Here is a 20,204-nt window from a genome sequence, read left to right on the forward strand (position 1 = left end):
GTCCTGTTCTATGCTTGTAGCTGTGTCCAATTCTTGGGAGGGGAGGTGACAATGGGCAATGAACCGAAGCATCACGATGAACCGGAGCAGGAGCAGCCCCGGCAGCGCCACGAGGAGGAAAAACCGCAGACCTGGAAACATCCCGACGATGGCACGGAGCTGTCCGAGCGAGATCAGGAAATACCGCTCAAACCCTGATGACCCGGCCTGACCAGCACCGGCGGGTACCGACCTGCCGGTGTGTTTGGCGGCAATGCGCATAGACGCCCGCCGCGGCGCTTTCTACACTGCGGCTCGTCTAGGGCAAAGGGCAGGCGCGATGAATCGCAATGAATTACGCAAGGCCGACATCAATCTGATGGTGGTTTTCGAAGCACTGATGCTTGAGCGCAACGTCACGCGCGTGGCGGAGAAGCTGTTTCTGGGCCAACCCACCATCAGTTCGGCGCTCAACCGTTTGCGTACGCTGTTTAACGACCCGTTGTTTATTCGCGTTGGCCATCGCATGGAGCCAACTGCGCGGGCCGAGGAAATCATTCAGCACCTGTCACCGGCCCTGGATTCATTGTCGTCGGCCTTGAGCCTAACCCACGATTTCGACCCGTCCATCAGCACCATGACGTTTCGCATCGGCCTGTCCGACGATGTGGAATTCGGCCTGTTGCCGCCGCTGCTGCGCGCCTTGCGCCAGGAAGCGCCGAAGGTGGTGTTCGTGGTGCAGCATGTCGACTACTGGCGCATTCCCGATCTGTTGGCATCCGGCGACATTACCGTCGGCATCACCCAGACCCGTGGCCTGCCGGCCAATGCCAAGCGCAAATTGTTGCGTCATATCCGTCCGCGCCTGTTGCGCGCCGATGCCTCGGACACGCCGCTGACCCTCGATGAATATTGCGCACGGCCTCATGTGCTGGTGTCCCACACCGCCAACGTGTCGGGGTTCGCCGATGAGTGGCTGGCGGAAATCGGCCGCAAGCGTCAGGTGGTGCTGTCGGTGCCGCAGTACAGCGCCTTGCCAGCGCTGCTGGCCGGCACTGACTTGATCGCCAGCCTGCCGGACTACGCCGCCGAGGCCATGGCCGTTTCAGGCAATCTGTTCTGCGAGCCATTCCCGTTCGAAACGCCGACCTTGGATCTGTCGATGGTCTGGCTCAGCCATGTGGACACCGACCCGGCCGAGCGTTGGGTGCGTTCGCGATTGGAAGCGTTTATGGGGGATCGCGGGCCGGTGAACCCAGCCTGATGGTTTTATCCGTGTTATATCTACGCGTCTTCCTACAAATAACTCGGAGCGATCAATGCCGCACCTGCACCTGGAATACACCGCGAACCTCACCGACCTGGCCGTCGAGAAAACCCTGTTGCGGCTCAATAACGTGCTGATGGCGTCCGGGCAGTTCGGTTCCGAGTTCGATATCAAAAGCCGTGCGTTGAAGGTCGAGAGTTTCCAGGTCGGAACCTCGCTGAGCCCGCGGGCCTTTATCGCGGTGAAACTGTCCTTGCTCAGCGGGCGCTCGCCTCAGGTTAAAAAGCAGTTGTCGGAGAGCCTGTTGGCGGCCTTGCAGGACGTGGCCGAGTGGCCGGCAGATATGCAGGTGCAACTCAGCGTGCAGTTGGTCGATATGGATCGCGAGTCCTACAGCAAAGTCGCCATCGGCTGATCACTGCCCCTAAGGTACGCGGGCGTCAGAGCAAGCCTTGCTCGGCGCAGACCTTCACCAGTTGTTCCCGGAACCAGGCATTGGCGCGGTCTTGCCCGCTGCTTTCATGCCACTGCATATCCAAAGTGAACCCCGGCAAGCCGTTGGGGGCTTCGCAGTGGCCGAAGGTGGTGGCCGGTGCCAGCAGTTTTTGCACGCGGCGGGGCAGGGTGACGACGTAGTCGGTGCCGCTGATCATCTTCAACGCCGCGCTGTAGCTGTTGGCCCGCGCCACCACCTGGCGTTTGTGCGCCTGGCGCCCGAGCCAGCCGTCGATCATGTTGGTGTCGGATGTCCAGGGTGTCGGAAAAACATGGCGGCGTTCGACGAAGGATTGCAGGCTGAACGCCGGTTCCCGTGGCGCGGCGCGTTTGTCGAACACACAGACCAGGTCATCCTCCAGCAGCATTTGGGTCTTGAAGTCTTTATGGGCGCGGTGGAAATGCGGGCCGAAACAGATCACCAGGTCCAAGCGGCCTTCGCGCAGGTCGTCGGCGGGGATATCGGTCTCCAGCTTGCGCACATTAACGATCACCGGCAGGTCGGCGCGATCGAATTGCTTGAGCAGGCGCGGCAGGATCAGCTGTTCGAAGTATTCCGGGGCGCACACATTGAAGGTCACCGCCTGCTGCTTGGGGTCGAAAGCCTGGCCACCGGCGTGGCACAGGTTGATGCTTTCGAGGATCTTCTGCACATGCTCGTACATGGTGGTGGCCTTGTACGTCGGCCGCATGCCCGCACGGGTGTTGATAAACAGCTCGTCCTCGAAACTGGTGCGCAGTTTCTTGAGGCTGTAGCTCACCGTGGACTGGCTGACAAACAGCGTTTCTGACACCTCGGTAACGCTGCTCTGGTCATAGACGGCGATAAACACCATCAAGTCCTGCATATCGAGTTTTCTGAGCAAGTTACTGTTTAACATCGGTTTCGTCCGTAAATCCCATGTACCGAATTCAGTACAAGACAGCGCAAAAGATTAACGGAACGGTCGTACCAATAGAAAGCTCTGTAGGGCGTTTCTATGTTTGTGGTGGGACATAAACTGTTGGCAATACGACCTCAGCGGAAATGGCGCGCGTAATGCTTCGGGTCGAAGCGCGTGACCATCAGCAGCATCACCACGATCACTCCGGTCAGTGCCCACCAAGCCCATTCGAAGCTGCCCAATCGGTCGCGAATCACCCCGGCGATTAGCGGCGACACACCGGCGATCAGGTAGCCGATGCCCTGCACAAAGGCGGTGAGGCCGCCGGCGCGGCGCGGGTTGTCCAGGTGATCGAGGGACAGGATCAGGCTCATCGGGAACAACCCGCCGATGCCCAGGCCGAGCAGGCATGGCCACAGCAGGCTCACGTGTTGCGGTGCCAGAATCAGGCCGCAGAAACCGAGGATGATCAGCACCAGCAACGTCGCCACCACGCTGCGTTTATCCTGGCGACGGTTGGCAATGGCCGGCGTGATCAGCCCCGACACCACTTCCATTGCCGTGAGAAAGCCCAGCACCAGGCCGGCGTTCTGTTCGCTCCAGCCTTGTTCCACGTAGTACGGCGCCAGCCAGGCGAGTACACAGGTGTAGGACGCGGTTCCGAGGCCGAAAAAGATCGCCAGCAACCAGGCGCGTGCGTTGCCGAAAAAGCGTTCCTGCGTGTCGGAACCGGCCTGGGGCACTGGCGGCAGCGTCGAGCGCTGGGCGTACCAGAACACCAGCGCCAACACGGCAAGCATCGCCCAGATGGCCAGGCCGATGCGCCAACTGCCGGTCTGCACCTGCACGAACGGCGCGAATGAAGCGGCCAGCGCAGCGCCGCCCATGATCGCCGTGACGTACAGCCCCATGAACAGCGAGACGTTCTGGTTGAAGCGGGTCTTGATCAGCGCCGGCATCACCGCCTGGATCAGCGCAATCCCCACCCCGGCGGCGATGGCGCTGACGATCAGCTCCAGCGCCGAGTCCAGCCACAACCGCGACAACGTCGCTACGCCGATCACCCCCAGGGACAACACGATGCTGCGGTGCTCACCCACCCGCTTGGCCAGGCCCATGCCGAAAAACATCGCCAGCCCCATGGCCATCACCGGCAGCATGGTCAACAACGCCGCGCTGCTGAAACTCAATGGCACATCGCCGCGAATCGACGACAACAACGGCCCGACCGCCGCCATCGAAGGGCGCAGGTTAAGGGCGACCAGCACAACACTAAGCATCAGCCAGACGGCGGTAGTGGGTTTTGCGTGAACGTTTTCCATGGGCAAGCCTTGAGTGAACAAGCGCAGATCAGGCCATGGCGGATGCCGGCGGAGCAAATGAGAAAGTCGCAAAGGCTATTGAAAAATTGCACTGGGGTTAATGGGCGTGGTCCTTTGCTTGCCCCCTCGGCTCACATCGCCTTCATCCACAGCCCCTGATCGATTTCAATCAACGTTGGCCCTTGCCGTTGCACGGCGGTGTGCAAGGCATTGCTTAGCTGCTCAACGTCGTGTGCGCTGTCAGTGGCACTGCCAAGGGCCTTGGCCACGCCGATAAAGTCCGGGGTGTAGATATCCACGCCCACCGGTTCGATGGCGCGGTTGAGCATGTAGCGCTTGATCTCTTCATAGCCCTGGTTGTTCCACAGCAGCACGATGATCGGCGTGCGGGCTTCCACGGCACTGGCCAGTTCCGGAAGGGTGAATTGCAGACCGCCGTCGCCGATCAGGCACACCACCGGCCGGCCATCGCCGCGTCCGAGCCAGGCGCCGATGGCGGCGGGCAGGGCATAGCCCAGGGTGCCGTAACCGGTGGAGGCGTTGAACCAGCGACGCGGATGGTCGAGGTTCAGGGTCAGGTTGCCGCTGTACACCGGTTGGGTGGAATCGCCTACCAGCACGGCATCGGGCAAGGTCGCCAATACCGTGTTGAGGAACAGGGTCTGCGCGCGGGTGGCGGCGTCCCAGGTCGGCGCCAAGTCCGCCCACAACCGTGCGACGCGGTGCTGCCCCCAGTGTGGATCGCGCGCAGGCAGCGGCGTGTGGTTCAATTCGGCCAGCAAGGCCTCGGCGGCGATCCGCGCATCGGCCACCAACGCCACGGCGGGCCGATAGTTGCGCACGGTCTGGTCCGGGTCGATATCGATGCGCAGCAAGGTGCCAGGAATCTCGAAGCCGCCGGCGAAGGTCGTGTCGTAGTCGGTTTCCGCCAGCTCGGTGCCGATGGCCAGCACCACGTCGGCTTCGGCCACCAGGGCGCGGGTAGCGGGCAAGGTTTGGGTCGAGCCGATCAGCAGCGGGTGCGCGGCGGGCAGCAGGCCCTTTGCGTTGATGGTCAACGCGACCGGCGCGCCGAGGGTATCGGCCAGGGTGGTCAGTGCCGCAGCGGCTTCAATGGCACCGCCGCCGGCCAGGATCAACGGACGCTTGGCTGTGGCGAGCAAGCGACCCATCTGCACGACGGACGCCGGTGCGGCACCGGCGCGGGCCACGCTGACCGGCGCGCAGTCCAGCAGCGCGTCGGCGTTTTCCACCAGTACGTCCAGGGGGATTTCAATATGCACTGGGCGCGGCCGCCCGGCCTGGAACAGCGCAAACGCCCGCGCCAGCACACTTGGCAGTTCCGCCGCCGACATCACGGTGTGGGAGAACGCCGCTACCCCAGCCACCAGCGCACTCTGGTTCGGCAACTCATGCAACTTACCGCGCCCGCCGCCCAACTGACTGCGCGACTGCACGCTGGAAATCACCAGCATCGGGATCGAGTCGGCATAGGCTTGGCCCATGGCCGTGGTGATATTGGTCATGCCAGGGCCGGTGATGATGAAACACACGCCGGGCTTACCACGGGTGCGCGCGTAACCGTCGGCCATAAAACCGGCACCCTGTTCGTGGCGCGGGGTGATATGGCGGATGCCGGAGCGGGCCAGGCCGCGATACAGCTCCACGGTGTGCACGCCGGGGATGCCGAACACATGGTCCACACCATAGCCTTCCAAAAGGTTGACCAACACTTCGCCGCAGGTCGCCATACAGGTCGCTCTTATGAATGAGAGAAGGCGGTATTGGAACGGTTGGCCCATGGCGCCCACAATCGATAAAACGTCATACTTGGCATGTCCCCACGTCATGGCTCATCGCATGAAACGCCTTCCGCCGCTGCCTGCGCTGCACACCTTTTGGGTCACGGCCCACTGCTGCAACTTCACCCGCTCCGCCGAACATCTGCATATCACCCAGGGCGCGGTGAGCCGGCAGATCGCCGGGCTGGAGCGCCACTTGGGCTACCCATTGTTTCTGCGCCAGGCGCGAGGCTTGAGCCTCACGGAGCAGGGCCGCGCGTGGCAGCACTGCGCGCAGCAGGTGTTTGGCCTGATCGGCGACGCGGTGGAGCACATCGGTCGGCGCCAGCAAACCCTGCAACTAAAGGCCTCCACCTGTGTGATGCGCTGGCTGCTGCCGCGCCTGATGCAATGGCAACGGGAACGCCCGGATGTGCCGGTAGAACTCACTACCACGGTGGCCAACACCGTGGACTTTCGTCGCGAGCCTTTCGATGCAGCAGTGATTTACGCGCCCATCGCCGAGCAGCCCGCCGAGGCCCGGCATTTATTCGATGAACGACTCACCCCGGTCTGCGCCCCGGCCTTGCTCGCGACGCTGCGCACACCGGCGGATCTGCAACACCAGGTGCTGCTACATCCCACGCGAGACGAGCGGGATTGGACGCTCTGGCTGAAGGCGGCGGATGTGCGCTTGAGCAGGGTCAGCCAAGGTCATCATTTCGAAACCCTGGACCTGGCGATGACGGTGGCGTCCCAAGGCTCTGGCGTGGCGATCGGTGACTGCGCGCTGATTGGCGAGGATGTGAAGGCAGGGCGGCTGGCCATGCCATTTGAACGGCGGGTGCCGACGGGGATGGGATATTACCTGGTGTCTGCGCCGGGTACGCAGCCACTGCCGGAGCTTGAGGCATTGATGAATTGGCTGCAGAGCCAGGCCCACTCTTCAGATCAGGGGTGGGGCAGCGGTACTTGAACTGACCGATCGATCGCCATCGGGGGCAAGCCCCCTCCCACAGTTTTGATCTGGTTTCCTCAGTCCATGTGGGAGGGGGCTTGCCCCCGATAGCGATGGATCAGTCACTCCATCAATCAGTAACCGACCGTAAAACGCTGGCGCGGGTGCTGATGCTTTTCCACTTCATCGATCATCGCGATAGCGTAGTCGGCAAAGCTGATCCAGCTGCGGCCTTCGGCGCTTACCAGCAAATGGTCCTGACCCAGGCGGAACGTGCCGGTGCGCTCGGTCTCGACAAATTCCGCCGACGGCGACAGGAAGGTCCAGTCCAGTTCCCGTTCCTGGCGCAGGGCCTCCAGGAACTCGGCGCCGGCGCTGGCTTCGGCTTTGTATTCGGCCGGGAAGCCCTGGCTGTCGATCACGCGGCTACCGTCCGGCAACAACAGTGAGCCCGCGCCGCCCACCACCAAAAGGCGTTTGACCCCGGCTTTTTTCACCGGACCGAGCACCGCCGCAGCGGGCAAGGTGGCGAAGTGCGCCGCGCTGATCACCACGTCGCAGCCGCTGACGGCCTGTTGCAGGGCCTCGGCATTCAGGGCGTCGACCTGCTTGACGGTGACGCCGTCGCGCGCCGGCAAGGCGTCGGTATTGCGGGCGATGGCGACCACGCTATGGCCGCGACGCAGGGCTTCTTCCAGCAGTTGGCTACCGGCACGACCGGTGGCGCCAATGATTGCGATCTTGCTCATGATGTTCTCCAAGTAAAGGTCAGGTTCTACAACGGTTCACCACTTCATTTCGCCCTTGGCGACTTTGGCGCTCAGCTCCAGCGAGCTGTCGTCGGCGAGGGTCGGGTAACGCTTTTTCATGGCCGCGATCAGCGCGGCGGAGTCCTTGGCCTTGGCGGTTTCCAGGTCAAAAGCCTTGATGTAGTCGGCGGTGAAGGCCACTGACGCCAGCGACGGCGTGCCCAGGTAGTGCCCCGGAATCACCGTGCGCGGTTGCAGCTGTTGGATGCGCTGCAGAGTCGCCAGCCAGTCTTTGTGAGACTGCGCGCTTTGGGTGTCGGCCATCCACACATGAATGTGCTCGGCGACCACCACGCCACCCACCACAGCCTTGATCGACGGGATCCACACAACGCTGCGATCCGGCTGCGGGCCGTCCAGGCCGATCACCTCCAGTGTCTGGCCTTCCAGGCTCAGGCTATGACCTTCAAGCAGCTGGGGCACGATGATCTTGGCCGGTTTGTCGGCGCCCATTTTCGGGCCCCAATAGGCCAATTTGCCGGCCTCGGTGGCTTTGATGTGCTCGACCACCGGTTGTGGGGCCAGCACTTTGGCGTCGGGGAAGGCCGCAGTGAGGGTGTCGAGGCCGAAGTAGTAGTCCGGGTCGCCATGGCTGATGTAGATGGTGGTCAGGTGCTTGCCGCTGGCGCGGATTTTTTGCACCAGTTGCTCGGCCTGGCCTTTGCCGAATTGTGCGTCCACCAGGATTGCGTCCTTGGCGCCGCTGACCAATACCGAACTGACCGGGAAAATCGCTGCTTCACCGGGGTTGTACACGTCCAGGCTCAGGTCGGCCGCTGCCGCATGGGCCGCGAAAGCCAGGGCGGCGCTGGCCAGAGTCAGGCGCTTGAAAATTGAGAACATCGGGTAGCTCCAGCATCGATTCAAAGAATGCACAGAGCTTAGTTGCACCAAACCAAACTAAAAATGCGATGCTGGAACATAGTTTGTTTCTAAAAGCGAACAGATCATGGATCGTCTTCAAGCAATGCGTGTGTTTGTCACCGTGGTCGACCTGGGCAGCCAATCCGCCGCCGCCGATCATTTGGACCTGTCGCGCACGGTGGTATCGCGCTACCTGGCCGAGTTGGAGGATTGGGTCGGCGCGCGCCTGCTGCACCGCACCACGCGCAAGCTCAGCCTCACGGCGGCCGGCAGCGAAACTCTGCCCCGTTGCCGGCAAATGCTGGAGTTGAGTGCCGATATGCAGGCCGCCGTCAGCGAACCGGACGATGCACCCCGTGGCCTGTTGCGCCTGAGTGTGAGTACCTCGTTCGGCCAGGCGCAACTGGCCGAGGCCATCGCCGAGTACGTCAAGCGCTACCCGTTGGTCACGGTCGATCTGCAGATGCTCGACCGCACCGTCAACTTGGTAGATGAGCGTATCGATTTGGCGATCCGCATGAGCAACGACCTGGACCCCAACCTGATCGCCCGGCGGCTTACGGTTTGCCGCTCGGTGGTGTGCGCCACCCCGGCGTACTTGCGTGAGCATGCGGCGCCGCACAACGTCGAGGACCTGGCGCGACACAACTGCCTGACCCACTCGTATTTCGGTAAGAGCCTGTGGCATTTCGAAGAGCGGGGCGAACCTGTCTCTGTGCCGGTGAGTGGCACCATCACCGCCAACGAGGCGAGCACTCTGCTGCGTGTCACTCTGGCCAGCGCCGGAGTGGCGATGCTGCCCAGCTATCAGGCCGGGGATTACATCCGCCGTGGCGAACTGGTGCGCCTGCTGCCCAGCGCCGAACCCCGGCAGATGAACATCTACGCGGTCTACGCGTCGCGCAAGCACATGCCTTCGGCGCTGCGCAGCCTGCTGGATTTTCTGGTGTTGCGCTTTCCCGAAGAGCCGGCGTGGGATGAGGGTTTATACGCGACATAAACGGGTTGAATGGCGTCCAATAATGGCATCCTGCCCCGGCTGACCTATGCTTTAAACAGCACCGTGTATATCTGTGCAGAGGTCAGTGCCATGAGCATCAAAACCCGCAAGTACCTGATGATTTTCGCCCTCAGCGCGCTGGCCAGTGCGCTCTACGGGACGGCCGCCTACCGCGTCGAGCAGACCCGCATGCAACCGACCTTTGCGATCAGTTGCCATCAGGACCAGTGCATTCCCCACAGCGGCAGTTTCAGCGCGCTCAGGTAGGCTGCTGCGCTTTTAACTGTTCACGAAATGCCTTGGGTGAAAACCCGACCCGGCGGCGGAACAGCCGCGAGAAATTGGTCGGGTCGGAAAAACCCAACACCTCCGACATCTCATTGATGGTCATGCTGGTGTACGTCAGCAGGCGCTTGGCTTCCAGCAACTGGCGGTCATGCATGATCTGCAGCGCGGGCTGCCCGGCCAATTCGCGGCATGTACCGTTCAGGTGCGACACCGAGATCCCCAGTTTGTGGGCCAGGTCCTCGATTTTGGGATGCTCGCGGTAGTGCTGTTCCACCAGCTGAGTGAAGCGTCGGAAATACTCACGACCCCGTGGTGCCCGTGGATGGCGGCGCTGGATCGCCTGGCGGCTGATCCACACCAGCAGCACGCTGACCAGGGCGTGCATCAGCATGTCCCGTGCCGGTTGCTCATCGGCGTATTCATCCTGCAGGCGCGCGAACAAGCTATTGAGGTAATCGCTGTCCTTGCCCGCTGGGTAATTGCCCAATGTCTGCAAGGCATCGACCGTGGAACCCAGTTGCGCCTGCATGTGGTCCACCAAGGGCGCGGCGAGGGTCACCACATAGCCTTCGACATCTTCACTGAAGCGAAACCCGTGCACGCACAGCGGCGGCAGGACCTGCAGCGTGGCTTCGTTGAGCGTGGTGCGCTGACCTTCGATCTCCAGCTGGGCCTGGCCTTTGTGCACATACAGCAACTGGCACAGATCCGCGTGCCGGTGGGGCTGGATCTCCCACTGGTATTCCCGACTGCGCCGGGAAATGGTTTCGCAGTGCAACAAATCGGGCGTCGGCCATTGCTGGCTTTCCCCGTACAGCTTGAAGACCGGAATCGCGGTTTTGGTCATGGTTTCAATCCGATACTCAGGATAGGGGTGCGGTAATCGCCCCGATTGGTAAAAAGCGCAGGCTTTGGCGCAGTTTTCACCTTCTTATGCCGTGCACTCAAGTGAAAAATGTCAGCTACAAGATCAATGACAACTCTTTCACTCAATCCGTTCGAGTGGAACTTGCGGGCGATAAAAATAATGAAAACGCTGAATACCCAAGTCGCCATTATCGGCGCCGGTCCGTCCGGACTGTTGCTCGGTCAGTTGCTGCACAACGCCGGCATCCAGACCGTGATCCTTGAGCGTCAGAGCGCCGATTACGTGGCGGGGCGCATCCGCGCCGGGGTGCTGGAGCAGGGCATGGTTGACCTGCTGCGCGAGGCCGGTGTGAGCCAGCGCATGGATCGCGAAGGCCTGGTGCACGACGGTTTCGCGCTGGCGCTCGACGGTCAACTGACCCCTATCGATCTCAAGGCGTTGACCGGCGGCCAATCGGTGATGGTTTACGGCCAGACCGAAGTCACCCGCGACCTGATGGCCGCGCGCGCGGAAGCGGGCGCCACCACCCTGTATGAAGTGCGCGACGTACAGCCCCATGACCTCAAAAGTGATCGACCTTGGCTCACCTTCGAACACCAGGGCCAAGCGCTCCGGCTGGAGTGCGATTACATCGCCGGTTGCGACGGTTTTCACGGCGTGGCACGTCAGTCGATTCCGCCTGAGTCATTGACCATCTTTGAACGGGTCTACCCCTTCGGTTGGCTGGGCATCCTCGCCGACACACCGCCGGTGCACGAGGAACTGGTGTACGCCAAGCACCCTCGCGGGTTCGCCTTGTGCAGCATGCGGTCGCCGACCCGCAGCCGCTATTACCTGCAAGTGCCGGCGGACGAAGACCTGGAGCAATGGTCGGATGCGCGCTTCTGGGAGGAGCTCAAACGGCGCCTGCCCCCGGCATTGGCCGAGCAACTGGTGACTGGGCCGTCCATCGAAAAAAGCATCGCCCCGCTGCGCAGCTTTGTGGTGGAACCCATGCAGTACGGGCGCTTGTTCCTGCTCGGCGACGCCGCCCATATCGTGCCGCCCACCGGGGCCAAGGGCTTGAACCTGGCGGCCAGTGACGTGAGTACGTTATTCAGGATCTTGCTTAAGGTTTACCGCGAAGGCCGCGTGGATTTGTTGGAGCGCTATTCCGCCATTTGCCTGCGCCGCGTGTGGAAGGCCGAGCGGTTTTCCTGGTGGATGACCTCCATGCTGCATACATTCGCCGAGGCCGATGGCTTCAGCCAACGCATTGCCCAAAGCGAGTTGGAGTATTTCGTCGGCTCCGAAGCCGGGCTCAAAACCATCGCAGAAAATTACGTCGGACTTCCTTACGAGGCTATTGAATAGCCTGCTATCGTATTGCGCATTGCCGTGGGCGCCTTTCCCACGGCCTTGCTCGAAGGTTCCTGCGTGACTCAGCTTAATCACTCCACCCCACCTGTTCCCGCCGTGCGCAGTATTCTGATTGCGCTGATGATGGCCATCTTTCTTGGCGCCCTCGACCAGACCATCGTTGCGGTGTCCATGCCCGCCATCTCGGCGCGCTTCCACGACGTCAACCTGCTGGCCTGGGTGATTTCCGGTTACATGGTGGCGATGACGGTGGCGGTGCCGATCTACGGCAAACTCGGCGACCTGTACGGGCGTCGGCCGATGATGCTGATCGGCATGGGGCTGTTCACCGTGGCCTCGCTGTTGTGCGGCATGGCGCAAAGCATGGAACAACTGGTGCTGGCGCGGGTACTGCAGGGGATCGGCGCCGGGGGCATGATCTCGGTGAGCCAGGCGATCATCGGCGACATCATCCCGCCTCGCGAGCGTGGGCGTTATCAGGGCTATTTCAGCAGCATGTATGCGGTGGCCAGCGTGGCCGGGCCGGTGTTGGGCGGCTACATGACCGAGTACTTGTCGTGGCGCTGGGTGTTTCTGATCAATTTGCCCCTGGGCGCCGGTGCCTGGTACGTGGCCCATCGCACCCTGGTGGGGCTACCGGTGCCGCAACGCAAGCCGATCATCGATTACCTCGGCACTGTGCTGATGATCGTCGGCCTGACCGCGTTGCTGCTGGGCATCACCGAAATCGGCCAGGGCCATTCGTGGCGCGATTCGCAGGTGTTGGGGCTGCTGGGCGGTGCGCTGGTGGTGCTGACGCTGTTCGTGTGGCATGAACGCCGCGCGCGCGAACCGCTGCTGCCGATGCATCTGTTTGCCAACGCCAGCGCGGTGCTGTGCTGGTGCACGATTTTTTTCACCAGTTTCCAGGCGATTTCCCTGACGGTGCTGATGCCCCTGCGCTTTCAGACGGTGACCGGCGCCGGTGCCGACAGCGCCGCTCTGCATCTGCTTCCTTTGGCCATGGGCCTGCCGATCGGTGCTTACTGCGCTGGGCGCCGCACGTCGGTGACCGGGCGCTACAAACCGATGATCCTCAGCGGTGCGCTGTTGAGCCCGCTGGCGATCCTCGGCATGGCCTACAGCGCGCCGCAGGCGGTGGGGTTGACGGCGGTGTTTATGCTGCTGTGCGGGATCGCCGCCGGGATGCAGTTCCCCACCTCCCTGGTGGGCGCGCAGAACTCGGTGGCACAGCCGGATATCGGTGTAGCCACCAGCACCACCAACCTGTTCCGCTCCCTGGGCGGCGCGGTGGGGGTGGCCTGCATGTCGGCGCTGTTGCTGGCGTTGCTACAGGATTCCAGTTTCGCCCACCTGGCCAGCGGCGCTCTGGTGGCCGAGGGCGCGTCCGGCAACGTGCTGCTCGACGGCCTCAACGCCGCCCCCAGCCCGGCGCAAGACGCCCTGCGCGCGGAACTGGCGGTCACCTTCCGGCATTTGCTGATGGTGAGTGCGGCGGTGTCGTTGCTGGGGCTAGCGGCCGCCGTGGCCATGCCTGATCGCATACTGCGCGGGCGTGAGGACAAGGCCAAGTAACGGGAACCGTGAACGACAAGCCGTGGGAAGGTTTATTCCCTCCCACACCTGCATGCAGTCCAATTCAGATCAGGGGCTGTAGTAGCCCACCGCAACCATGAAATGCCCGGCCTTGCGCACATACGCATGCTTGTTCTCGACCTTGCCGGTCACCGGGTTTTTCCAGCGGTATTTGTATTCGCCCTGATCCTGCTCCGTCATCAGCTTAAGCATCGGCTCGCCTACCGGTTTGCCGTCCGGGTCCTTGATCTTGCTGAAGTCGGTGTTGATCAGCCGCAATGTGGTGCCGTGGGCCACGTAGCGGTGGGTATTGAGGTCGACCACAAATACATACAGGTCATCCTGTAGAAAACCGCCTTGCAGTGAGTTGATTGCCTTGAGTGTGCCGGTCTCGTCCTTGAGTAACGCGTTCACCGCTTTATTACGCAGCGCCCGCGCCTGTTCCGGCGTGGCCCTTGGCAGGTAGTAGCCCACCGCCAGGATGCGTTCGCCGACGCGCTGGTAGAACACATGTTTGTGCTCGACCTTGCCGTCGTTCCAGTTCTGCCAACGATAGTCAGCCTGCTGGATGCCCTGGCCTTCCGGAACCTTGAGCGCTTGCTTGAATGACTCACGCAGGTCCGGCCCCAGCACCTCGGACACATCGCGGCCGATCAACGCCGAAGACGGGCCGCCACTGGCCAGCAACACGCCTTTGGTGTCCACCACGAACACATAGCGGTCATGGTCGACGAACTCGCCCTGGCGGCTGAACGCGGCGAACGCCTTGTCGCCATTGCTCTGGTAATAAACCAGGGCTTTTTCCAGCAGCGCCTTGGCTGCCTGGGCGTCTTCATCCCGAGCGGTATCGGCATGCACCTGACTGAAACCCAACAGCAGCAACCAAGTGATGCGCAGCAGTCCCTTCATGAGCCAATCCTCGTTCTTGTTGATGTGAGCACAGCGTAGACGCCTATGGCTCAGGGCGCCGCCAGCCATTGATCGACGATGCCTTGGTACACCCCGGTGGCCACACTCAGGTGCAACCATTGGTCGACATAGCTTTTCCACGCCACGTCATCGCGGGGCAGCAGGAAGGCTTTTTCGCTGTACTGCATCTGCTTGTCCGGGTTGACCGCGCACAGCCCCGGCTTGAGTTTCTGCTGGAAGCGCGCCTCGCTGGCATCGGTGATCATCACGTCGGCCTTGCCCGCCAGCAACTCGTCGAAAATCGTCACGTTGTCATGCAGGCGAATCTGCGCTTTGCCCAAATGCGTGCGGGCGAACACTTCGTTGGTCCCGCCCGCCGGTTCGATCACCCGCACCTGGGGCTGATTGATCTGCTCGACGCTCTGGTAACGCTGCACGTCGGCGCAGCGCACCAGCGGGATCTTGCCGTCGACCCCGAGGGACTGGCTGAAAAAGGCTTTTTTCTGGCGCTCCAACGACACTGAAATGCCGCCCACCGCGATATCGCAGCGTTGGGCCAGGAAGTCTGGCATCAGGGTTTTCCAAGTGGTGGGCACCCATTGGATCTTGGCGTTGAGGCTCTTGGCCAGGGATTCGGCCATGGCAATGTCGATGCCTTCGTAGCCGCCATCGGCGCGCAGGGAGGTGTAGGGCTTGTAGTCGCCGGTGGTGCACACGCTGAGGGTGCCACGCTGCAACACTTCATCGAGGCGCGACGGGGCGGTGTCGGCCAGAGCCGGCGCGGCCAGGCTGGCCAATACACCGAGGGCTAAAAGAGCTTTCATGCAGTCGCGTCCTTGGGGCGGGGTCGGGCGGCCATTATTTCCAGCGCGGGGCAGGGTGGCAAGGCGTGACGATTGTTTAGTCGGGCTGCAACCATACTCCGCCAACCGTGAATTTAACCGGCGCTCGCGGCATGTGAGGCTGGCGCGCATCCCATCAGTGTGATTCGCCCATGGCCGCTTCCCCCGACGCCCACCTCGCGACACTGCCGTCCGCGCTGGCGTTCTGGGCGCTGTTCCATTGCCGCCACGCGCGCCCGCCGGATACCGCTCTCCTACGTTGATTGGCCCATTGGATGACGCACGCCTGTGCCCATCTGCCCGGCGGCGCCCGCGCGCCTGCCAGACCCACACGTATGAGAGCCCCCATGAGTGTTTTCGCCAGCCTGCACGAAGCCCAGTCTTTTCTTGAACACAACCCGGATATCGAACTGTTCGAGCTGTTTATCCTCGACAACAACGGTGTGCCCCGCGGCAAGCTGCTGCACCGCGATGAACTGCTGGCGGTGTATGAAAGCGGCCGCCCGCTGCCCAGTACCATCCTCGGCCTGACCATCAACGGCGACGACGTGGAAAACTCCGGGCTGGTTTGGGAGGTCGGCGATATCGACTGCCGCGCCTACCCGATCAGCGGCAGTTTGCAGCGTATGCCGTGGCGGTTGATCCCCACGGCGGCGGTGCAGGTCAGCATGCACCCCAGCGAAGGCCTGCCTGCCACCGTGGCCGACCCGCGCCAGGTGCTGGCCAAGGTGATCGACGCACTCAAGGCCGACGGCTATTACCCGGTGATGGCGGCCGAGCTGGAGTTCTACCTGCTCGATCAGAAACCCGACAGTCATGGCCGCCCGCAACCGGCGCTGGATCAGGACGGCGGCCGGCCGCGCGCGACCCAGGTCTACGGCCTGCGGGAACTGGAGCAGATCGAACCCTTCCTCGCCGACCTCTACAGCGCCTGCAAACTGCAAGGCATTCCGGCGCGCACGGCGATTTCCGAATACGCCCCGGGGCAGGTCGAGATCACCCTGGAGCACCGCTCCGACGCCCTGCAGGCCATGGACGAAGCGGTGCGCTACAAGCGCCTGGTCAAGGGCGTCGCACACAAACACGGCATGGCCGCCTGTTTTATGGCCAAACCGTTCGACGACCTGGCAGGCACCGGGCTGCATATGCACGTCAGCCTGGCGGATGCCGAAGGCCGCAATTTATTTGCCAGCGCCGCCGCCGATGGCACGCCGCTGTTGCGCCACGCGGTGGGCGGCATGCTCAGCACCTTGCTGGATTCGCTGCTGATGTTCTGCCCCAACGCCAACTCCTACCGGCGCTTCCAGGCCAACAGCTACGCGCCGTTGGCCGCCACCTGGGGGGTGGACAACCGTACCGTCAGCCTGCGTATTCCCGGCGGGCCAGCGCCCTCGCGGCATATCGAACACCGCATCTGCGGCGCCGACGCCAACCCATACCTGGCCGCCGCCGCGATCCTGGCCGGCATTCATCGCGGCATTCGCGAGCAGCGCGACCCCGGCGCCCCGGTGGAAGGCAACGGTTACGCCCAGGCCAAAGAGCGGTTGCCCACCGACTGGCTCACCACCCTGCGCGCACTGGAAGGGTCGCATTGGGCGCGGGAAGCGTTCGGGCCTGAGTTTCTCGGCGTGTACCTGGCGGTCAAGCGCGCCGAATACCGCCAGTTCATGGGGCAAGTCGGTGAACAGGACTGGCGCTGGTATTTGCATCAAGCATGACGGGATTAACGGTAGTGTCTTCGACCTTTTTTTCACGTTGCCGCCGTTAAGCTGCCAATCAAGGTCGTTCACTACCGTTTCACCCAGATGAGCCCATAGATGTCGTCACAACCTCCATCCTCCATCGAGATTGAATACGCCGAACGCTGTGGCCGTGAACACGCCCGGGTCTGCGGCGATACGCGCCCGCCAGGGCTGCGCCGGCGTCTGGTGGCGTGGCGCGACGCCTGGCTGGTGCGCCAGGCGTTGAAAGTGGCCGGTGAGCCGGGGCTGATCCTCGACCTGGCCTGCGGCTCGGGGCGGTTTTGGCCGGTGCTGGCCGAGCACGTCAACCGGGTGATTCTGGCCTCGGATAATTCCCAGGCCATGCTCGACCATGCTCGCACCCACTACCCGGCGTCGTTGCTCAAGCGCGTCAAGACGTTCCAGGGGTCGGCGTTTTCCATTGGCTTGTCGGAAAACGCGGTGGATTGCATCTTCTGCCTGGAATTGTTTCGTCATGTGCCCAACAGCGAAGGGCGCCTGGCGCTGCTGCGCGAGTTTCATCGGGTCAGTCGCGACACCGTGATTGTTTCGGTCAACTCCCGCGCCGTCGTCGAGGCAGAGTTCCGTCAGGCGGGGTTCAACGTGCTGCATCATCAGGAATTCGTGCCGGGCTCGGCGGTATGGCGAGTCTACGTACTGCGTAAGAGATGATAACTCCCATCTGTCGGACTATTCTTCAACTCCTGTCTGAGTTTTCATGATCGGCTGTGCACTGTGGATGCTCGCAAGCCTCTTGCGCGATATATACTGCGCGCCATTCTTCAAGGGAGAGCCGTGTGGCCATCGATATTCACTGGATCTGCGACAACGATAGCCTCGGCCAGCATTGCGCCGAATGGCAGCAGTTGCCATTCGTCGCCCTCGACACCGAATTCATGCGGGTCGATACCTTTTACCCCATTGCCGGGCTGATCCAGATCGGTGATGGCGTTCGCGCCTACCTGATCGATCCCCTGACCATCGACAACTGGCAACCCCTGGCCGCCTTGCTGGAAAACCCAGCCGTGATCAAGGTGGTGCATGCCTGCAGCGAAGACCTCGAAGTACTGTTGCGCCTGACCGGCAGCCTGCCGGTGCCGTTGTTCGACACCCAACTGGCAGCGGCTTACCTGAACCTCGGGTTCTCCATGGGCTATTCGCGTCTGGTGCAAGCCGTGCTGGATATCGAGCTGCCCAAGGGCGAAACCCGCTCGGACTGGCTGCAGCGGCCATTGTCCGAAACCCAGATCAGCTACGCCGCCGAAGACGCGGTGCACTTGGCCGAGGTCTACACACGCTTGCGCCCACGGCTGTCGGACGACAAATACGCCTGGGTATTGGAGGACGGTGCCGAACTGGTGGCCAACCTGCGCCGCGAAGTCGACCCGTATGAGGTGTACCGCGAGGCCAAGCTGGCGTGGAAACTGTCCCGCGCGCAACTGGCCGTATTGCGTGAGCTGTGCGCCTGGCGCGAGCAACAGGCCCGTGCCCGTGACCTGCCGCGCAACCGCATCATTCGTGAACATTCGCTCTGGCCCCTGGCCAAGTCCCAGCCGGATAACCTCGCCGCCCTGGGCAAGATCGAAGACATGCACCCGCGCACTGTGCGCCAGGACGGCCAGTTCCTGCTGGATCTGATCAAGCGTGCCGGCAGTGTGCCCGCCGATCAATGGCCGCCGGCCATCGCCGAACCGTTGCCGGTGGACGCCGCCGCGCTGATCAAGCAACTGCGCGCACTCGGCCAGGCCGAAGCTGAACGCCTGGACATGGCGCCGGAGCTGATGCTGCGCAAGAAAACCCTCGAAGCCCTGGTTAAAAGCGGCTACCCCGATGGGCCTTACCAATTGCCAGACTCGCTGCGTGGCTGGCGCCGTGAGTTGATGGGCCAGGCGCTGCTCGACAGCCTGGCCACTGCCGGAGAACAGCCTTGAAACGTATTTGCTCCATCTACCGCAGCCCCAAACGCGCCGGCATGTACCTGTACGTGCTCAAGAGCGATGCCCTCGAACGCGTACCCGAAGGTTTGGTGAGCGTATTCGGCAAACCGGTGCATGCCTTCGACCTGGTGCTGACGCCCGAGCGCAAGCTGCAACAGGAAGACATCCACCAGGTACTGGAAAACCTCGACAAGCAGGGTTACCACCTGCAAATGCCGCCGGCCGAGGACGAGTACATCGAACACTTGCCCGAAGAGCTGCTGCGTCGCAATGACCCGATGTGATCGGTAGGTGCCCTGTCCGGGCACATTTTCAATGAAATCGTATGAGTTGGCGGTGGCCGTAAGGATGCGGGCGGCCGTCTGCACTGTTTTTGAAAGGTTTGAACCATGCGTGTTCTGATTGCTGAACAGGATCACCCGCTCTATGCGCGACTGCTGCGCGAAGCCGCGCCGGACCTGGAGGTGCTGACCAGCGGCGACTCCGCCGAGTTATCGCGCCTGGCCGCCGATTGCCCGGTGTGGCTGGGCCAGCCGGACCTGCTGGCGACGCTGTTACGCCAGGGCCATCAGCCGCAATGGCTGCAATCGACCTGGGCCGGCATCACGCCACTGTTGGCCGACGGCTTGCCGCGCAACTATCGCCTGACCCGTGCGGTAGGCATCTATGGCCAGGTGATGGCTGAGTTTGTGCTCACCTATATGCTTGGCCACGAGCGTGAAGTGCTGGCACGTCTGGTCAGCCAGGTCGAGCGCAAGTGGGACAACCGCATGGGCCAGAGCCTGGCGGGGCGCACGGTGCTGATCGTCGGCTGCGGCGATATCGGCCAAAGCGTGGCGCAGTTTCTGCTGCCGTTCGGCGTCAAGTTGTACGGCATCGCCAGCACTGCGCGGGAGCAGGCGCCGTTTATCGAAGTGGCCGGCCTCGATCAACTGGGGCGGTTGGTGGGGGAGGCCGACTACGTGATCAACCTGCTGCCGAACACGCCCAACACCCACGACCTGTACGACGCGGCGCTGTTCAAGCAATTCAAGCCGACCGGGCTGTTTATCAACGTTGGGCGCGGCGTGGCGGTGGTCGATGCCGACCTGGTCGAAGCCCTCAAGGAAGGGCATCTGGCGGGCGCGGTGATCGACGTCTGTCGCCAGGAGCCGTTGCCGCAGCGCCATCCGTTCTGGACCGCCTGGGGCCTATTGTTGACCGGGCACAGTTCGGCGCCGACCTCGCCGCCGATGATGGTGGATTTGTTTATCGAAAATTTACGCGCGTATCAGGCCAGTGTGCCCTTGCGCGGCGCCGTGAGTTTCGACCGCGGCTATTGAATA

Annotated in this window: 21 protein-coding genes; 13 read left to right on the forward strand and 8 right to left on the reverse strand. The window is 62.5% G+C overall.

The genetic code is table 11. The annotated features are described in order from the left end of the window. Positions 1-51 precede the first annotated feature (51 nt). The 3 genes from ABX75_RS29480 (at position 52) to ABX75_RS21015 (ending at position 1,661) form a co-directional block, all read left to right on the forward strand. Positions 52-198 carry a hypothetical protein gene (locus ABX75_RS29480; RefSeq protein ID WP_169867479.1) on the forward strand — a complete coding sequence of 49 codons (147 nt, stop codon included), beginning with the start codon at positions 52-54 and terminating at the stop codon, positions 196-198. A 121-nt stretch (positions 199-319) separates the two neighbouring features. Continuing rightward, a complete protein-coding gene (locus tag ABX75_RS21010) occupies positions 320-1,243 on the forward strand; it encodes a LysR substrate-binding domain-containing protein (protein WP_034096422.1) in 924 nt (307 codons plus the stop codon). Between the two features lie 55 nt (positions 1,244-1,298). Further along, positions 1,299-1,661, forward strand: coding sequence for a 5-carboxymethyl-2-hydroxymuconate Delta-isomerase (locus ABX75_RS21015; protein WP_034096423.1), 363 nt, complete (start codon positions 1,299-1,301; stop codon positions 1,659-1,661). A gap of 25 nt (positions 1,662-1,686) precedes the next feature. Here ABX75_RS21015 and ABX75_RS21020 read toward each other — a convergent pair whose 3' ends face one another. From ABX75_RS21020 to ABX75_RS21030, 3 genes are all read right to left on the reverse strand, one after another. Beyond that, a complete protein-coding gene (locus ABX75_RS21020) occupies positions 1,687-2,622 on the reverse strand; it encodes a LysR family transcriptional regulator (RefSeq protein WP_034096424.1) in 936 nt (311 codons plus the stop codon). A 137-nt stretch (positions 2,623-2,759) separates the two neighbouring features. After that, positions 2,760-3,947 (reverse strand): cyanate transporter, encoded by a 1,188-nt coding sequence (locus ABX75_RS21025; RefSeq protein WP_034096425.1) that lies wholly within the window; start codon positions 3,945-3,947, stop codon positions 2,760-2,762. A gap of 131 nt (positions 3,948-4,078) precedes the next feature. After that, a complete protein-coding gene (locus tag ABX75_RS21030) occupies positions 4,079-5,698 on the reverse strand; it encodes a 5-guanidino-2-oxopentanoate decarboxylase (protein WP_034096426.1) in 1,620 nt (539 codons plus the stop codon). Positions 5,699-5,807: 109 nt separating this feature from the next. On the opposite strand from ABX75_RS21030, the gene ABX75_RS21035 reads away from it, so the two are divergent. Further along, positions 5,808-6,704: a LysR substrate-binding domain-containing protein gene (locus tag ABX75_RS21035; protein ID WP_034096427.1), complete on the forward strand. Its 897-nt coding sequence runs from the start codon at positions 5,808-5,810 to the stop codon at positions 6,702-6,704. A gap of 116 nt (positions 6,705-6,820) precedes the next feature. Here ABX75_RS21035 and ABX75_RS21040 read toward each other — a convergent pair whose 3' ends face one another. After that, positions 6,821-7,435: an NAD(P)-dependent oxidoreductase gene (locus ABX75_RS21040; RefSeq protein ID WP_047882582.1), complete on the reverse strand. Its 615-nt coding sequence runs from the start codon at positions 7,433-7,435 to the stop codon at positions 6,821-6,823. 36 nt (positions 7,436-7,471) lie between these two features. Then, positions 7,472-8,338 carry an MBL fold metallo-hydrolase gene (locus ABX75_RS21045; protein ID WP_047882583.1) on the reverse strand — a complete coding sequence of 289 codons (867 nt, stop codon included), beginning with the start codon at positions 8,336-8,338 and terminating at the stop codon, positions 7,472-7,474. Between the two features lie 106 nt (positions 8,339-8,444). Here ABX75_RS21045 and ABX75_RS21050 point away from each other — a divergent pair, with 106 nt between their 5' ends. After that, positions 8,445-9,359 carry a LysR family transcriptional regulator gene (locus ABX75_RS21050; RefSeq protein WP_047882584.1) on the forward strand — a complete coding sequence of 305 codons (915 nt, stop codon included), beginning with the start codon at positions 8,445-8,447 and terminating at the stop codon, positions 9,357-9,359. Positions 9,360-9,449: 90 nt separating this feature from the next. Then, positions 9,450-9,626 (forward strand): hypothetical protein, encoded by a 177-nt coding sequence (locus ABX75_RS29485; protein WP_167389878.1) that lies wholly within the window; start codon positions 9,450-9,452, stop codon positions 9,624-9,626. On the opposite strand, the gene ABX75_RS21060 is transcribed toward ABX75_RS29485, so the two are convergent. Further along, entirely contained in the window at positions 9,619-10,494 is an 876-nt protein-coding gene (locus ABX75_RS21060) for a helix-turn-helix domain-containing protein (protein WP_034112419.1), read from the reverse strand. The two genes, ABX75_RS29485 and ABX75_RS21060, sit on opposite strands and share 8 nt — an antisense overlap. Positions 10,495-10,683: 189 nt before the next feature. Between ABX75_RS21060 and pobA the strand changes: the two genes are divergently transcribed. After that, entirely contained in the window at positions 10,684-11,868 is a 1,185-nt protein-coding gene (gene pobA / locus ABX75_RS21065; RefSeq protein ID WP_177329703.1) for a 4-hydroxybenzoate 3-monooxygenase, read from the forward strand. A gap of 129 nt (positions 11,869-11,997) precedes the next feature. After that, complete coding sequence (locus tag ABX75_RS21070; RefSeq protein ID WP_236238688.1) at positions 11,998-13,449, forward strand: MDR family MFS transporter; 1,452 nt, start codon at positions 11,998-12,000, stop codon at positions 13,447-13,449. A 69-nt stretch (positions 13,450-13,518) separates the two neighbouring features. Here ABX75_RS21070 and ABX75_RS21075 read toward each other — a convergent pair whose 3' ends face one another. Beyond that, positions 13,519-14,358: a cache domain-containing protein gene (locus ABX75_RS21075; protein WP_040267610.1), complete on the reverse strand. Its 840-nt coding sequence runs from the start codon at positions 14,356-14,358 to the stop codon at positions 13,519-13,521. 50 nt (positions 14,359-14,408) lie between these two features. Further along, positions 14,409-15,182, reverse strand: coding sequence for a transporter substrate-binding domain-containing protein (locus ABX75_RS21080; protein ID WP_034096435.1), 774 nt, complete (start codon positions 15,180-15,182; stop codon positions 14,409-14,411). A gap of 365 nt (positions 15,183-15,547) precedes the next feature. Here ABX75_RS21080 and ABX75_RS21085 point away from each other — a divergent pair, with 365 nt between their 5' ends. The 5 genes from ABX75_RS21085 (at position 15,548) to ABX75_RS21105 (ending at position 20,201) form a co-directional block, all read left to right on the forward strand. After that, complete coding sequence (locus ABX75_RS21085; RefSeq protein WP_034096436.1) at positions 15,548-16,918, forward strand: glutamine synthetase family protein; 1,371 nt, start codon at positions 15,548-15,550, stop codon at positions 16,916-16,918. A 99-nt stretch (positions 16,919-17,017) separates the two neighbouring features. Continuing rightward, positions 17,018-17,614 (forward strand): class I SAM-dependent methyltransferase, encoded by a 597-nt coding sequence (locus ABX75_RS21090; RefSeq protein WP_034096437.1) that lies wholly within the window; start codon positions 17,018-17,020, stop codon positions 17,612-17,614. Between the two features lie 125 nt (positions 17,615-17,739). After that, positions 17,740-18,873, forward strand: a complete 1,134-nt coding sequence (rnd, locus tag ABX75_RS21095; RefSeq protein WP_034096438.1) for a ribonuclease D — start codon at positions 17,740-17,742, stop codon at positions 18,871-18,873. Next, on the forward strand, positions 18,870-19,163 hold the full coding sequence (locus tag ABX75_RS21100; RefSeq protein WP_034096439.1) for a YcgL domain-containing protein: 294 nt from the start codon (positions 18,870-18,872) through the stop codon (positions 19,161-19,163). Before rnd ends, ABX75_RS21100 begins: the two co-directional genes overlap by 4 nt. 105 nt (positions 19,164-19,268) lie before the next feature. Further along, a complete protein-coding gene (locus ABX75_RS21105) occupies positions 19,269-20,201 on the forward strand; it encodes a D-2-hydroxyacid dehydrogenase (protein ID WP_034112423.1) in 933 nt (310 codons plus the stop codon). Positions 20,202-20,204: the final 3 nt, after the last annotated feature.

Source organism: Pseudomonas sp. ARP3, from assembly GCF_001029595.1.
In the GTDB taxonomy this organism is placed as follows: Bacteria; Pseudomonadota; Gammaproteobacteria; order Pseudomonadales; family Pseudomonadaceae; genus Aquipseudomonas; species Aquipseudomonas rhodesiae.

What these genes read in the sequence shown, in the direction of transcription:
- ABX75_RS29485 (WP_167389878.1), top strand. Translation starts at nt 9,450, where the DNA reads ATGAGCATCAAAACCCGCAAGTACCTGATGATTTTCGCCCTCAGCGCG.
- ABX75_RS21090 (WP_034096437.1), top strand. Translation starts at nt 17,018, where the DNA reads ATGTCGTCACAACCTCCATCCTCCATCGAGATTGAATACGCCGAACGC.
- ABX75_RS21050 (WP_047882584.1), top strand. Translation starts at nt 8,445, where the DNA reads ATGGATCGTCTTCAAGCAATGCGTGTGTTTGTCACCGTGGTCGACCTG.
- ABX75_RS21060 (WP_034112419.1), bottom strand. Translation starts at nt 10,494, where the DNA reads ATGACCAAAACCGCGATTCCGGTCTTCAAGCTGTACGGGGAAAGCCAG.
- ABX75_RS21030 (WP_034096426.1), bottom strand. Translation starts at nt 5,698, where the DNA reads ATGGCGACCTGCGGCGAAGTGTTGGTCAACCTTTTGGAAGGCTATGGT.
- ABX75_RS21040 (WP_047882582.1), bottom strand. Translation starts at nt 7,435, where the DNA reads ATGAGCAAGATCGCAATCATTGGCGCCACCGGTCGTGCCGGTAGCCAA.
- ABX75_RS21025 (WP_034096425.1), bottom strand. Translation starts at nt 3,947, where the DNA reads ATGGAAAACGTTCACGCAAAACCCACTACCGCCGTCTGGCTGATGCTT.
- ABX75_RS21015 (WP_034096423.1), top strand. Translation starts at nt 1,299, where the DNA reads ATGCCGCACCTGCACCTGGAATACACCGCGAACCTCACCGACCTGGCC.
- ABX75_RS21080 (WP_034096435.1), bottom strand. Translation starts at nt 15,182, where the DNA reads ATGAAAGCTCTTTTAGCCCTCGGTGTATTGGCCAGCCTGGCCGCGCCG.
- ABX75_RS21010 (WP_034096422.1), top strand. Translation starts at nt 320, where the DNA reads ATGAATCGCAATGAATTACGCAAGGCCGACATCAATCTGATGGTGGTT.
- ABX75_RS21035 (WP_034096427.1), top strand. Translation starts at nt 5,808, where the DNA reads ATGAAACGCCTTCCGCCGCTGCCTGCGCTGCACACCTTTTGGGTCACG.
- ABX75_RS21085 (WP_034096436.1), top strand. Translation starts at nt 15,548, where the DNA reads ATGAGTGTTTTCGCCAGCCTGCACGAAGCCCAGTCTTTTCTTGAACAC.
- ABX75_RS21070 (WP_236238688.1), top strand. Translation starts at nt 11,998, where the DNA reads ATGGCCATCTTTCTTGGCGCCCTCGACCAGACCATCGTTGCGGTGTCC.
- ABX75_RS21075 (WP_040267610.1), bottom strand. Translation starts at nt 14,358, where the DNA reads ATGAAGGGACTGCTGCGCATCACTTGGTTGCTGCTGTTGGGTTTCAGT.
- ABX75_RS21045 (WP_047882583.1), bottom strand. Translation starts at nt 8,338, where the DNA reads ATGTTCTCAATTTTCAAGCGCCTGACTCTGGCCAGCGCCGCCCTGGCT.
- ABX75_RS21105 (WP_034112423.1), top strand. Translation starts at nt 19,269, where the DNA reads ATGCGTGTTCTGATTGCTGAACAGGATCACCCGCTCTATGCGCGACTG.
- ABX75_RS29480 (WP_169867479.1), top strand. Translation starts at nt 52, where the DNA reads ATGGGCAATGAACCGAAGCATCACGATGAACCGGAGCAGGAGCAGCCC.
- ABX75_RS21020 (WP_034096424.1), bottom strand. Translation starts at nt 2,622, where the DNA reads ATGTTAAACAGTAACTTGCTCAGAAAACTCGATATGCAGGACTTGATG.